At 71.8% G+C, this 13,122-nt stretch carries 8 protein-coding genes and 1 pseudogene; 5 read left to right on the top strand and 4 right to left on the bottom strand.

Annotation, left to right across the window (positions count from 1 at the left end; all coding sequences use genetic code 11):
• Positions 1–43 precede the first annotated feature (43 nt).
• Positions 44–3,418 carry a pyruvate carboxylase gene (locus AOK11_RS17880; RefSeq protein WP_055594727.1) on the top strand — a complete coding sequence of 1,125 codons (3,375 nt, stop codon included), beginning with the start codon at positions 44–46 and terminating at the stop codon, positions 3,416–3,418.
• A gap of 92 nt (positions 3,419–3,510) precedes the next feature.
• Here the strand turns inward: AOK11_RS17880 and AOK11_RS17875 are convergent, their stop codons facing one another.
• A complete protein-coding gene (locus AOK11_RS17875; RefSeq protein WP_240497380.1) occupies positions 3,511–4,275 on the bottom strand; it encodes an alpha/beta fold hydrolase in 765 nt (254 codons plus the stop codon).
• Between the two features lie 190 nt (positions 4,276–4,465).
• Between AOK11_RS17875 and AOK11_RS17870 the strand changes: the two genes are divergently transcribed.
• Positions 4,466–5,146 carry a maleylpyruvate isomerase family mycothiol-dependent enzyme gene (locus tag AOK11_RS17870; RefSeq protein WP_055594725.1) on the top strand — a complete coding sequence of 227 codons (681 nt, stop codon included), beginning with the start codon at positions 4,466–4,468 and terminating at the stop codon, positions 5,144–5,146.
• A gap of 194 nt (positions 5,147–5,340) precedes the next feature.
• Here the strand turns inward: AOK11_RS17870 and AOK11_RS17865 are convergent, their stop codons facing one another.
• Together AOK11_RS17865 and AOK11_RS17860 are read right to left on the bottom strand one after the other, a co-directional pair.
• Positions 5,341–5,838: a carboxymuconolactone decarboxylase family protein gene (locus AOK11_RS17865; RefSeq protein ID WP_055594717.1), complete on the bottom strand. Its 498-nt coding sequence runs from the start codon at positions 5,836–5,838 to the stop codon at positions 5,341–5,343.
• A 103-nt stretch (positions 5,839–5,941) separates the two neighbouring features.
• Positions 5,942–7,615, bottom strand: coding sequence for a PucR family transcriptional regulator (locus AOK11_RS17860; protein ID WP_055594716.1), 1,674 nt, complete (start codon positions 7,613–7,615; stop codon positions 5,942–5,944).
• Between the two features lie 180 nt (positions 7,616–7,795).
• On the opposite strand from AOK11_RS17860, the gene AOK11_RS17855 reads away from it, so the two are divergent.
• Complete coding sequence (locus AOK11_RS17855) at positions 7,796–9,064, top strand: NAD(P)/FAD-dependent oxidoreductase (protein WP_055594715.1); 1,269 nt, start codon at positions 7,796–7,798, stop codon at positions 9,062–9,064.
• A gap of 58 nt (positions 9,065–9,122) precedes the next feature.
• Here AOK11_RS17855 and AOK11_RS17850 read toward each other — a convergent pair.
• Positions 9,123–9,752: pseudogene (locus AOK11_RS17850) on the bottom strand (YceI family protein); the annotation flags it as partial.
• Between the two features lie 918 nt (positions 9,753–10,670).
• Here AOK11_RS17850 and AOK11_RS17840 point away from each other — a divergent pair.
• A complete protein-coding gene (locus AOK11_RS17840) occupies positions 10,671–11,411 on the top strand; it encodes a peptidoglycan recognition protein family protein (RefSeq protein ID WP_055594713.1) in 741 nt (246 codons plus the stop codon).
• Between the two features lie 71 nt (positions 11,412–11,482).
• Complete coding sequence (locus AOK11_RS17835) at positions 11,483–13,051, top strand: glycoside hydrolase family 10-like protein (RefSeq protein ID WP_055594712.1); 1,569 nt, start codon at positions 11,483–11,485, stop codon at positions 13,049–13,051.
• Positions 13,052–13,122: the final 71 nt, after the last annotated feature.

Genomic DNA, 13,122 nt, shown 5'->3' with positions numbered 1-13,122 from the left:
CGACACGATGGTCTTCGTCACCGGGCAGGCTGAAGGGATCAACATGTTCCGCAAGGTGCTGGTAGCCAACCGTGGTGAGATCGCGATCAGGGCGTTCCGCGCGGGCTACGAGCTGGGCGCCCGAACGGTCGCGGTCTTCCCCCACGAGGACCGCAACTCGCTCCACCGGCTCAAGGCGGACGAGGCGTACCAGATCGGCGAGGTCGGGCATCCGGTGCGCGCCTATCTCTCGGTCGAGGAGATCGTCGGCGCGGCACGCCGGGCGGGCGCCGACGCCGTCTACCCGGGCTACGGATTCCTGTCCGAGAACCCCGAGCTGGCCCTGGCGTGCGAGGAGGCGGGCATCACCTTCGTCGGACCGAGCGCCCGGATCCTGGAGCTGACCGGCAACAAGGCGCGCGCCGTCGCCGCGGCCCGCGCGGCGGACGTGCCGGTACTGGGCTCCTCGGAGCCCTCCACCGACGTGGAGGAACTCGTCCGCGCCGCCGACGGCATCGGCTTCCCCGTGTTCGTCAAGGCGGTCGCCGGCGGTGGCGGACGCGGGATGCGCCGGGTCGAGGACCCCGCCCAACTGCGGGAGTCCATCGAGGCGGCCTCGCGGGAGGCCGCGTCCGCGTTCGGTGACCCCACGGTCTTCCTGGAGCGGGCCGTCGTCGATCCCCGCCACATCGAGGTGCAGATCCTCGCCGACGGCGAGGGCAACGTCATCCACCTGTTCGAGCGCGACTGCTCGGTGCAGCGCCGCCACCAGAAGGTGATCGAACTCGCGCCCGCGCCGAACCTCGACCCGGAGCTGCGGGACAGGATCTGCGCCGACGCCGTGCGCTTCGCCCGCCAGATCGGCTACCGCAACGCCGGCACCGTGGAATTCCTCGTCGACCGCGGCGGGAACCACGTCTTCATCGAGATGAACCCCCGCATCCAGGTGGAGCACACGGTGACCGAGGAGGTCACCGACGTCGACCTCGTACAGGCGCAACTGCGCATCGCCGCCGGTGAGACACTCGCCGACCTCGGACTCGCCCAGGAGAACATCACCCTGCGCGGCGCCGCGCTGCAGTGCCGCATCACCACCGAGGACCCGGCCAACGGCTTCCGCCCCGACACCGGGCAGATCAGCGCCTACCGCTCGCCCGGCGGCTCCGGCATCCGCCTGGACGGCGGCACCACCCACGCCGGTACGGAGATCAGCGCCCACTTCGACTCCATGCTGGTGAAACTGACCTGCCGGGGCCGGGACTTCACCACCGCCGTGGGCCGGGCCCGGCGCGCCGTGGCCGAGTTCCGCATCCGCGGCGTCTCCACCAACATCCCCTTCCTCCAGGCCGTGCTCGACGATCCGGAGTTCCAGGCCGGCCGGGTCACCACGTCGTTCATCGAGCAGCGCCCGCACCTGCTCACCGCACGCCACTCCGCCGACCGCGGCACGAAGCTGCTGACCTACCTCGCCGACGTCACGGTCAACAAGCCGCACGGCGAGCGGCCCGAACTGATCGACCCCACGACCAAGCTGCCCCGGCCGGCCGCGGCCGAGCCGGCGCCCGGATCCCGGCAACTGCTCGCGGAACTCGGCCCCGAGGGATTCGCGAGCCGGCTGCGCGCCGCACCCACCGTCGGCGTCACCGACACCACCTTCCGCGACGCCCACCAGTCGCTGCTCGCCACCCGGGTCCGCACCAAGGACCTGCTCGCCGTCGCCCCCGTGGTGGCGCGCACCCTGCCCGAACTGCTCTCCCTGGAGTGCTGGGGCGGCGCCACCTACGACGTCGCCCTGCGCTTCCTCGCCGAGGACCCCTGGGAACGCCTGGCGGCCCTGCGCGAAGCCGTACCGAACATCTGCCTTCAGATGCTGCTGCGCGGCCGCAACACCGTGGGCTACACGCCGTACCCGACCGAGGTGACCGACGCCTTCGTCCAGGAGGCGGCGGCCACCGGCATCGACATCTTCCGCATCTTCGACGCGCTGAACGACGTCGCCCAGATGCGGCCCGCCATCGACGCCGTACGGGAGACCGGGACGGCCGTCGCGGAGGTTGCCCTGTGCTACACCTCCGACCTGTCCGACCCGTCCGAGCGGCTCTACACCCTGGACTACTACCTGCGCCTGGCCGAGCAGATCGTGGCCGCGGGCGCGCACGTCCTGGCCGTCAAGGACATGGCAGGCCTGCTGAGGGCACCCGCGGCGGCGACCCTGGTGTCCGCCCTGCGCCGGGAGTTCGACCTGCCGGTCCACCTGCACACCCACGACACCTCCGGCGGGCAGCTCGCCACCTATCTCGCCGCCATTCGGGCCGGAGCGGACGCCGTCGACGGCGCGGTGGCGTCCATGGCGGGCACCACCTCGCAGCCCAGTCTGTCGGCGATCGTCGCGGCGACCGACCACTCGGACCGGCCCACCGGCCTCGACCTCCAGGCCGTCGGCGACCTGGAGCCGTACTGGGAGAGCGTCCGCAAGGTCTACGCCCCCTTCGAAGCGGGCCTGGCCTCACCCACCGGCCGCGTCTACCACCACGAGATCCCCGGCGGGCAGCTCTCCAACCTGCGCACCCAGGCCATCGCCCTCGGACTGGGAGACCGCTTCGAGGACATCGAGGCGATGTACGCCGCCGCCGACCGGATCCTCGGCCGCCTCGTCAAGGTGACCCCCTCGTCGAAGGTGGTCGGCGACCTGGCCCTGCACCTGGTGGGCGCCGGAGTGTCCCCGCGGGACTTCGAGCAGGACCCGGACCGGTTCGACATCCCCGACTCCGTCATCGGCTTCCTGCGCGGCGAACTCGGCACCCCGCCCGGCGGCTGGCCCGAGCCGTTCCGGACCAAGGCACTGCGCGGCCGCGCCGAGGCCAAGCCGGTGCAGGAACTGACCGCGGACGACCGCGCCGGGCTGGCGAAGGACCGCCGGGCCACCCTCAACCGCCTGCTGTTCCCCGGCCCGGCCCGCGAGTTCGAGACGCACCGGCAGACCTTCGGCGACACCAGCGTCCTGGACAGCAAGGCCTTCTTCTACGGACTGCGCCCCGACAAGGAGTACACCGTCGACCTCGACCCCGGGGTGCGGCTGCTCATCGAACTCCAGGCCGTGGGCGACGCCGACGAGCGCGGCATGCGCACCGTGATGTCCACCCTGAACGGTCAGATGCGGCCGATCCAGGTCCGCGACCGGGCCGCCGCCTCCGACGTCCCGGTCACCGAGAAGGCCGACCGGAACGATCCCGGGCATGTCGCGGCGCCGTTCGCCGGAGTGGTGACCCTCGCGGTCGCCGAGGGCGACGAGGTGGCGGCCGGTGCCACGGTGGCCACCATCGAGGCGATGAAGATGGAGGCCGCGATCACCGCTCCGAAGTCCGGCACGGTGAGCCGGCTGGCCATCAACCGCATCCAGCAGGTGGAGGGCGGCGACCTCCTCGTGGAACTCGCCTGAGCCGACCGCCGACCGCCGACCGCCGACCGCCGACCGCCGACCGCCGACCGCCGGTCGTCCCCGTTCCGGTCCCCGCTCCCCGCCGCCGGTGCTCAGCCGAGGAACTCGTCCAGCAGCGGCAGGAGCAGGGACGTCCGCCGCATCAGCGTCATGTGCGTGGTGGCGGGCAGCACGGCCAGCCGCGACCGCGGAATCAGCCGCTGCATCTCGGCGGCGTGCTCGACCCGTACGAAGTCGGTGTCGCCGATGACCAGCAGGGTGGGAGCGGCCGGCCCGCGCAGGTCGTCGGCGGTCCAGGGCAGCGGGGCGTGCGCCGACGCGGAGCACTTGGCGAGGAGATTCTCGAAGCGCTCGGGATACGGCGCGCTCGCCGCGTACGCGTCGGCCATCTCCCGGAAGTCCGCCTCGCCGGGCAGCCGCGGTGAGCTGTAGTCGGGGGTGCGGACCTCCTCATGGACGCCGTCCTGCGTGTACGGGGCGGCGGCGAGCACGAGCCGCCCCACCCGCCCGGGATGCCTGACCCCGATCTCGAGGGCGATCAGCCCGCCGAGGCTGTACCCGAGGAGATCGGCCTCTTCGACACCGATCGCGTCGAGCAGTGCCACCACGTCGGAAGCCAGATCCGGCACCCTCATGGCGCGGTCGACGTCGGCGGTGTGCCCGTGTCCCTGCAGTTCGGGAGCGACCACCGGCCGGTCGGCGGCCAGGGCGGGCAGCACGGCACCGAAGGACAGCCCGACCGTGAGGACCCCGCCGTGCAGCAGCACCAGCGGGCGCCGGGGCGCGTGGTCGACGCCGTGGACCTCGTAGTACATCTCGAGACCGTTGACCTCGGCGTAGGCGGAACCGTTTTGCACGGTCGTCACCTCCGTCCCGGGAACGTTGTCGTCGTACACCAGGGGGACCGGCCCGGCCTCCGGAAGTCATCGGCGACCGATGACTTCGTCCCGGACCGGGAGTCTCCCTCACGAACCGAGAGCACGCCGGCCACACCCGAGCCGTACGCCCCGTGACAGGAGACCTGCCCGCATGAACCATCCCGAACCCATGAACCATCCCGAACCCACGACAGGCCGCCGTGTCCGCGGGACGGCCCTCTGGTCCTCGGTCCACGCGGAACGCGCTGCGCTGGCGGCCGATCTCGCCGGACTGGCCGACGAGCGGTGGGTGACGCCGTCACTGTGCACCGGCCTGAACGTGCGCGAGGTGCTGGCGCACCTCACCGCGGGCGCGAGCCTGAACGGGCCGCGCTGGCTGGCCGGGGTGATCCGCTGCCGGTTCGACTTCGACCAGCAGGTGGCCATGCGGCTGGCCGAGCAGATGGGCGCGACCCCGGCCGAGACCCTCGACCGGTTCCGGCGCGCCGTCCCGAGCACGACCAAGCCCCCTTTGCCCGTCATCGCCATGCTGGGCGAGACGATCGTGCACGGAGAGGACATCCGGCGCCCGCTGGGCATCCGTCGCGACCATCCGGCCGACGTCGTCACACGGGTCGCCGAGTACTACCGGAGCACGGACCAGGTCGTCGTGGCCAAGGGCCGGATCGGCGGCCTGCGGCTCGTCGCCGACGACGGTCCCTTCACCACCGGTTCCGGACCCCTGGTGTCCGGCCCGACCGTGGCCCTGGTGATGGCCATGACGGGACGCGCGGTGTACTGCGACGACCTCACGGGCCCCGGCGTGGAACTGCTCCGCCGCCGCTGCGGCCCGGAACGGGGCAGTCGCTGAAGTGCTTCGTCGAGCATGCCTGTCGTGTCCATGATCAGGACGGTAGGCGCGGTGCCACGGCGACGTAACAGGCCGAAGACCTGCGTCCGGAACCGGACGACCGCGTCCCTGGTACCGGTGGTACCAGTCCCGCCCCTGCGCGTGGTCGACGGGGCCAGGGCGGAACGTGAGGCCACAGCAGGCCCGCGGGGCGTTCAGCCGGCCGGTGCCGCGGCCCGGCTGCGCACCGGGTGCTTGCTCAGGACCGAGACCCGGTTGAAGGCGTTCATGGTGATCGCCACCCAGATCACGGCGGAGATCTCGTCCTCCGACAGTACGGAGCGGGCGATGCCGTAGGCGGAGGTCTGCGCGTCCGCGTCCGCAGGAAGCGTGGTCGCCTCGGCCAGCGCCAGCGCGGCACGCTCGCGAGGATCGAACAGTTCGGTGTCGCGCCAGGCGGGCAGCACACCCAGACGCTGCGTGGTCTCACCGGCGCGCAACGCCCTCGACGTGTGCAGGCTGAGGCAGAACGCGCACGCGTTGAGCTGGGAGACCCGGATGTTGACCAGCTCGACGAGGATGCGGTCCAGCCCGGCGTCGGCCGCGACCTTGCGCACCGCCTCGGCCGTGGCCGACAGAGCGCGATAGGCGTCCGGGCTCTGCTGATCGACGAAGACCCGCCTGTCGGTGGTCTCCGCTGCCTGCTCGGTCACATGAACTCCCTCGACGCGCGGTATCCGACCTCCTGTCTTATCATCCATGAATCATTTTTGATGAACGCACGTTCCATGGCCGGCCGGACGAGGTCGCGAGCCGTCACGGACGGGGCGGCGGCGGGAGAGGACCGGGCCCCTCACCCTGGGCCGCCGACGTACCCATCGCCGTGAGCTGCAGCCGCAGAGCCAGCCGCACGCGGGGAGAGGAAAGGTCCACCGGAGCCACCTCGTCGAGCTTGCGCAGCCGGTACCGCAGCGTGTTGGGGTGGATCCGCAGCAGCCGCGCGGCGCTCTGCGGGTCACCGAAGTGGTCCAGCCAGGCCGCGAGCGTCGCGCGGTACGGCGTGCCGTGCTCCTCGTCGTGCGCGCGCAGCACGGCGAGCGGGCCGCCGAGCAGGCCCGTGTCGATCCCGACGGCCGCCGTGGCACGCTCCACGACGACGGCGTCCCAGGCGTCCTCCATCAGGAGGATCCCCTTCGTACCGTGGAGCGGGAGCCGGCCCGCGGTGACCAGCCGGTGGAGCTCCCCGGCCTCCGCGGTGGAACGGGGCAACCGGTCGGGGGAGTGGGCAGGGCCCCCCGCGACGGCGTACAGGCCCGCATCGCGCGCGTGGACCTCACCGAGTACATGGCGGAGCCAGTCGAGGGTGCCCGCACCGGCGTCGGCCATAGCGCCGGCCGTGACCGGCCGTCTGCCGCGGGGCCGCTCGGTGACCAGGCCGAACAGCAGCCCGTCGAGGTCGGTCAGCAAGGGCTCGTGCCAGCCGAAGCGGCGCGCCACGGATTCCCACAGATCCAGCTGCCTGCGTACGTCGTCGGTTCCGTAGGGCGACCCGAAGGCGACCACCCGCCAGGGACCCGCCGGCAGCGCAGGCGCCGCGTCCGGTCCGGGAAGCGTGCCCGGACCCGGTGCGGCTCCCTCGCGCAGGGTCGCCCGCAGCCGGCCGGTCGACACCCGCCGGGCGATACCCGCCTCGGCGCGCAGCCGCAGCAGATGCAGGGCGAGGACCGAGGCCACGTCGCGGAGCTCCCGGATGCGCTCCTCCGGGACCGGAGGGCTGACCACCGCCCAGATCGAGCCGAGCCACTCGCCGCCGGCCCGCACCGGGATGATCAGCCGGGGCAGCGTGCCGTCGGGGCCCGCCGGGGTCCAGATGGGGTCGCTGGAGCGGGCGAGCCTGCGGAAGACACCGCCGGCCCGGAAATGGGTGAGGGTCTCCGGCGGGACGCGTCGTCCCACGATGGTGGAGACCCTCGCCGGATCGGTCGTGTCCTGCCGCGCGGAGTACGCGAGCACCCTGGACTGCGCGTCCTCCACCGTCACGGGCGCGTCGATGATCTCGGCCGCCGCGTCGGCCAGCGCGAACAGGTCGACGTGCGGTCCGGGCGTACCGAGGCGACTGGTGTCGGGCGCGGCGGCCCGGTCGATGACACCTCGCAGCAACCAGACGACATGCGCCCATGAGGTGTGCGGCTGCAGTTCGACCAGCGCGGGGCCCGCCAGTTCGCGGGTGGCGCGGGCCACCTGGGGATCGCCGGCGAAGGGGCTCCTGAGGACGACGCCCCCGGCCGCCGCCCGTGCGGCCCGCTCCAGCAGGGCAAGGGCCTCCGCCCGGTCGGTCACGCCCACCCCCAGGACGAGTTCCCCCGGCTGTCCTCCGGCGTCGCCGGGCTCGGCCAGGGCGATGTCGTGCACCTCGGCGTCCCCGGCCGCCACGACCGTGCGGAGGAACCCGGCGCCCAGGGAGTCCACGAGATCGGTGACCGTGATCATCGCTGGCACCCCGCGGGGGGAGAGGAACGGCTCATGCGCAAGGTCATGCCCCCATTGTGACTCCGGTGCACAGTGCTCGGCACATCATCGATCCGGCTGCCATTGGCCGCACAGCACAAAGACAACCGGGCGGACCGGGCTCACCATCAAGACATCACCGCTTTGGAAAAGAGGTTTCGCATGGTCCGCCCGTCTTCGCCCGCGTACTCCGGCCCCCGCTCCGTCGCCATCGTCGGCGCCGGCATGGTCGGACTGTCCACCGCCTGGTTCCTGCAGGAACGAGGAGTCGACGTCACCGTGTACGACCGTGCGGGGGTGGCCGCCGGGTCGTCCTGGGGCAACGCCGGATGGCTCACCCCCGGACTGGCGACACCGTTGCCCGAGCCCGCGGTGCTCAGCTACGGCCTCCGGGCGGTCCTCAGCCCGTCCTCCCCGGTCTACGTCCCGCCCAGCGCGAACCCCGGCCTGCTCAGGTTCCTGGCAGGATTCGCCCGCAACAGCACCGCGACACGGTGGCTGCGCGCGATGCGCGCGCTCGTCCCCATCAACGGCCTGTCGCTGTCCTCCTTCGACCTGCTGGCCGAAGGAGGCGTGGAGGCGCGCACCCTCGACGCCAAGTCCTTCCTCGCGGCCTACCGCACAGCAGGGGAGCGCCGGGTCCTGCTGGAGGAACTCGAACAGATCCACGCCGCGGGCCAGAGCATGGAGTTCGACGTCCTCGACGGAGACGAGGCCCGGGGGGTCGAGCCGTCCCTCTCGGACGAGATCGGCGCGGCGATCCGGCTGCACGGTCAGCGCTACATCGACCCGGGACACTTCACGCACTCCCTGGCCGACGCGGTCCGTGCCCGGGGCGGGGAGATCCGGGAGAAGACCGAGGTCACCGATGTGCGGGACGCGGCCACCGGCGTCACCGTCCTGACCGGTGACGGCCAGAACCGACGCTTCGACGCGGTGGTCCTGGCCACCGGAGCCTGGCTCGGCCGGCACGCAAGGAAGTTCGGCGTCCGCTCCCTCGTGCAGGCCGGCCGGGGATACAGCTTCAGCGTCCCGGTCGAGCACGTGCCCTCCGGCCCGGTCTACTTCCCCGGACAGCGCGTCGCCTGCACGCCGCTCGGCGACCGGCTGCGCGTCGCCGGAATGATGGAGTTCCGCAAGCCGGAAGCGCCCCTGGACGCCCGCCGGATCAACGCCATCGCCGAGGCGGCCCGCCCGCTGCTGCGCGGGGCCGACCTGGACGCCCGCAAGGACGAGTGGGTCGGCTCACGCCCGTGCACGACCGACGGACTTCCCCTGATCGGCCGCACCCGCTCACCCCGGGTCTTCGCCGCGGGCGGACACGGCATGTGGGGCATCACCCTCGGCCCGGCCACCGGACTGCTGCTCGCCGAGACGATGGTCACCGGCGAACGCCCCGCGCAGCTCGCGCCGTTCGACCCGCTGCGCTGACCGGACGTCGACGGCGGGGCCGGCATCCCGGCCCCGCCGTCCACGGCCGGTGAATCCGCTAGTTGGGCGGGGTCGGCATGTCGGGGGTCCGGTACATGGCCTGTACGTCGAGCTCCAGTTGGACCGTGGGGCCGACCACGGCGATGCCGCGGGCGAGCATCGAACGGTAGTCGAGGGTGAAGTCCTGGCGGTGCAGTTCGGCCTTCGCGAGCGCGGCGCAGCGCAGTTCCTGCTCGTAGCCGCCGTTCACGGTGCCGAGGTACTCGGTGTCGAGTCCCACGGAGCGGCTGGTGCCGTGCAGGGTGAGGGTGCCGTGCAGGGTCCACTTGGAGCCGCCGCGGTAGGCGAACCTGGTGCTGGTGAAGTCGATGTACGGGTAGTGCTCGACGTCGAGGAAGTCCCCGGACCGCAGGTGGTTGTCACGCGTCTGGTTGCCCGTGGTGAGGCTGGACGCGTCGATGCGCACCTGGACCTGGGAGTCGGCCATGTTCTGCGCGACGCGGATGCCGCCCTCGAACCGCGTGAAGCGGCCGTGCACATGGGCCATGCCCACGTGCTTGGCGATGAACCGGATCGCGGTGTGCGGCGGGTCGAACAGCCAGGTGCCGGACGGCGGCAGCTCCAGCTGACGTCCGGGCTCCAGCGCGATGCGCTGTGGAGGGAGCACCACGCCGGCGGTTATCTCGACGCTCTTGCGGGCGATGCGGTGCCGCACGCCCCGCTGCGCCAGCCATCGCCCGCAGGTAGCGGTAGTCGTGGCCCTTGTCGGTGTGGAGCTTGCCGGGGAGGGCCCGCGACGGGAGCACAGGCGGATCCAGCGCGAACCGGCCCGACGTGGGCATCCGGTCGCAGCCTCCACGGTCCGGGGATCCTCCACACGGCCGGCACCGACCCGGCCCCGCGCCGTACCGGCCCGACCTGGAGGGAGTTCCTCGCCGGCCGGGCCGAAGGCGTCACTGTCGTCGGCTTCTTCCACCTCGACACCGTCCTCGGCCGCCGACTCCTGCGGACCCGCTTCCTCGGCGGCGTCATCAACGAGTACCGCTACACGGCCTGACCTGCAGCGACGGCTTTCCGAGCCCCGCAGGTCGCAGGCACGTGCCCCTGAAAGCGGTCAAGGATCGCCAGCCGTACCGGATGCGCCAACGCCCGCATGGCTTGCGGATCGGTGAACTCGGTATCGACCAGGCGATCACCGGAGGCCAACGATGTGCGCGCCTCCTCCCGCATCGATGGCGTCAAGTGGCGGCCACGCATGTCCATGTGAAGCAGGTGCGATCGGACGACCGCGATTCCCTTGACGGGAACCTGTCAATGACTCGACAATCGCTCCCACTTCACCACGACTTGGAGGACCGTTGACTCACGGCCCATCTCGCCGCGCGACACTGCTGGCGGCAGCCGCCGGTGCGCTCGCGCTGCCCGCCATATGTTCCGGACCCGCGCGTGCCGCCACCCCCCTCCCGCCGGGAAGCCGTGAACTTCCCCTCGTCACGCACTCCCGCCATCCCGGCGCCGTCCATGGCCCCGAAGCGGCGCGCAGCGCCCATGCCGAGCCGTTGAACGCCACCGTCGACTGTGCCCTGGGCCGAGGAGGGCGGCGCTGATGGCCACGTTCGTCACCCGCTCCCAATGGGGCGCCAGGGCGCCCCAGAGCGTCAGCGACAACATCACCCCGGCACAGGGCGGCGTGGTCGTCCATCACGTCGATGCGGTGAAAGTGGCCAAGGCCAGCCACGCCGACTGCGCCGCCCAGGTGCGGGGCATCCAGAACTTCCACATGGACTCCAACGGCTGGTCGGACATCGCCTACAGCCACCTCGCCTGCGTTCACGGCTACCTCTTTCAGGGCCGCGGTGAGCACGTCCGCACCGCCGCCCAGGGCACCACGCAGGGCAACGACGACTGGTACGCGGTCTGCGCGCTGACCGGCGGCTCCAGCGGCAACTACGACACCATCACCGCCGGGCTCATCGACGCCGTCCGCTACGGGATCAACCGCCTGCGGGTGTCGGGCGGCGCCGCGCAGGCCATCACCGGCCACCGGGACCACCACGCGACCGCCTGCCCGGGCAACCTGTACTCCCGGGTGCTCAGCGGCGAGGTCAACCCCGGTGGCGGACCCTTGCCCTACCCCGGAGTCAGTTTCCGCCGGCCGCCGACCTTCGAGCACGCCAGCGTGGCGACCTGGCAGTACCGGATGAACAGCGCGCACGGCTACTCCCTCGCCGTGGACGGCCAGTACGGACCGGGATCCGACTCCGCCTGCCGCAGCTTCCAGTCGAGCAAGGGCCTGAGCGTGGACGGCATCGTCGGGCCGGCCACCTGGGGTGCCACGTTCGCCTAGAGCCGGCCGGGGGCCCACCGCCTTCCCACGACTACGCCCGTAGCCGATGAACTCCACAGGGGACACATCACATGCGTTTGCCTCGCGTACTCACCACCCTGGCGGCGGGCCTCGGTCTGCTCTTCGGCGCGGTCACCGCGCCGCCCGCCCACGCCGACGACGGCGCGGCGGCGCCGGCCCAGTGGCGCAGCTACTGGGTGGACGCGTTCAACCCGGGCATCTCCACACCCGCGCAGGTAGCGGCCCTGGTCAAAGACGCGTTGGACGTCAACGCCAACGCTCTGATCGTTCAGACGGCCCGGCGTTACGACTGCTTCTGCAACAACGCCCTGTACCCGCGCACCGACGCCGCGATCGCCCCGGAGCCCTACGATCCGCTGGAGGAAATGGTCCGGCAGGGGCACGCGGCCGGACTGCAGGTGCACGCCTGGGTCAACGTCAACACCATGTGGAACAGCACCACCCCGCCCCGCTCCCCGGACCACGTCTTCAACCGGCACGGCCCGGGCGCCACCGGCGCCGACCGCTGGCTCAACAAGAAGGCCGACGGCCAGGAACTGGTGGGCGCCAACTCCTATGTCGACCCCGGCCATCCGGCGGCCGTCGACTACATCGTCCGCGGCATCCAGAGCATTGTCCGCAACTACGACGTGGACGGCATCAACCTCGACTATGTCCGCTACCCGGACGGCAGCTCCACCACCACCCACAGCGACTGGGGTTACAACGATGTGTCCGTCGCCCGCTTCCAACGGGCGACGGGCCGTACGGACATCCCCCTCCCCTCCGACACGGCCTGGAGTGACTGGCGGCGCAGCCAGGTCACCCATCTGGTGCGCAAGATCTATCTCCGTATCTGGGAGGTCGACCCGCAGATCCGCTTGTCGATGGACGCCGTCACCTACGGGCACGGGCCGCAGGCGGTGGGCGGCTGGCAGGCCACGCGTACGTACGCCGAGGTCCTGCAGGACTGGGCGGGATGGCTGGACGAGGGGATCATGGACACCGCCGTGACCATGAACTACAAGCGCAACTGGAACCCGGACCAGGCACTCATGTTCTCCGAGTGGTCCGAGTTCCTGGCCGACCACCAGGGCGAGCGGCAGGCGGTCAACGGACCCGCGCTGTACTTGAACGGCGTCGCGGACTCGCTCAGCCAGGTCAGGGAGGCGCTGCGGCCCAGCGAGGCGGGCAATACCGCGGCCGGCTGGAGCGGCTACTCGTACGCCGGTCCCAGCAAGGATGTGGCGGCCAACGGCTTGGCGGCCGAGCGGGCCGAGCTGGTGCAGGCGTTGACGCAGGGTGAGGACGCGCCGTTCAAGGACGAGGCGGCGGTGCCCGGCATGCCGTGGAAGGCGGCGCCCCGGGACGGGCATGTCACGGGCAGGCTCGTGTTCCGGGGCGGCGGCCCGCTGGACCAGGTGCCGGTGACGCTCGCCCCGCTCACCGGCGGCGGTGAAAAGACCGTCCGGCTCAGCGACGGCTCGGGTTGGTTCGGCTTCGCCCATGTGGAACCGGGTGTGTATGTGCTCACCCTGCCCCTGCCGGAGGGTGTGGTCGGAGCTCCGGCGACCGTGGTGAGGGTGAGGAAGGGCGGTATCGCGAAAGCGGTGTTCCCGCCGTTTCTCACCGTACCGTGACGAAGCGCTCCCGGTTCCCGGGAGCAGTCGGCCGGCCGGCCGGTCTCGCGCGGCCGGCCGGCCGGGGGTCG

The sequence above is a fragment of the Streptomyces hirsutus genome (genome assembly GCF_001418415.1).
Taxonomy (GTDB): Bacteria; Actinomycetota; Actinomycetes; order Streptomycetales; family Streptomycetaceae; genus Streptomyces; species Streptomyces hirsutus.
This window is presented reverse-complemented; position numbering and strand designations above follow the sequence as displayed.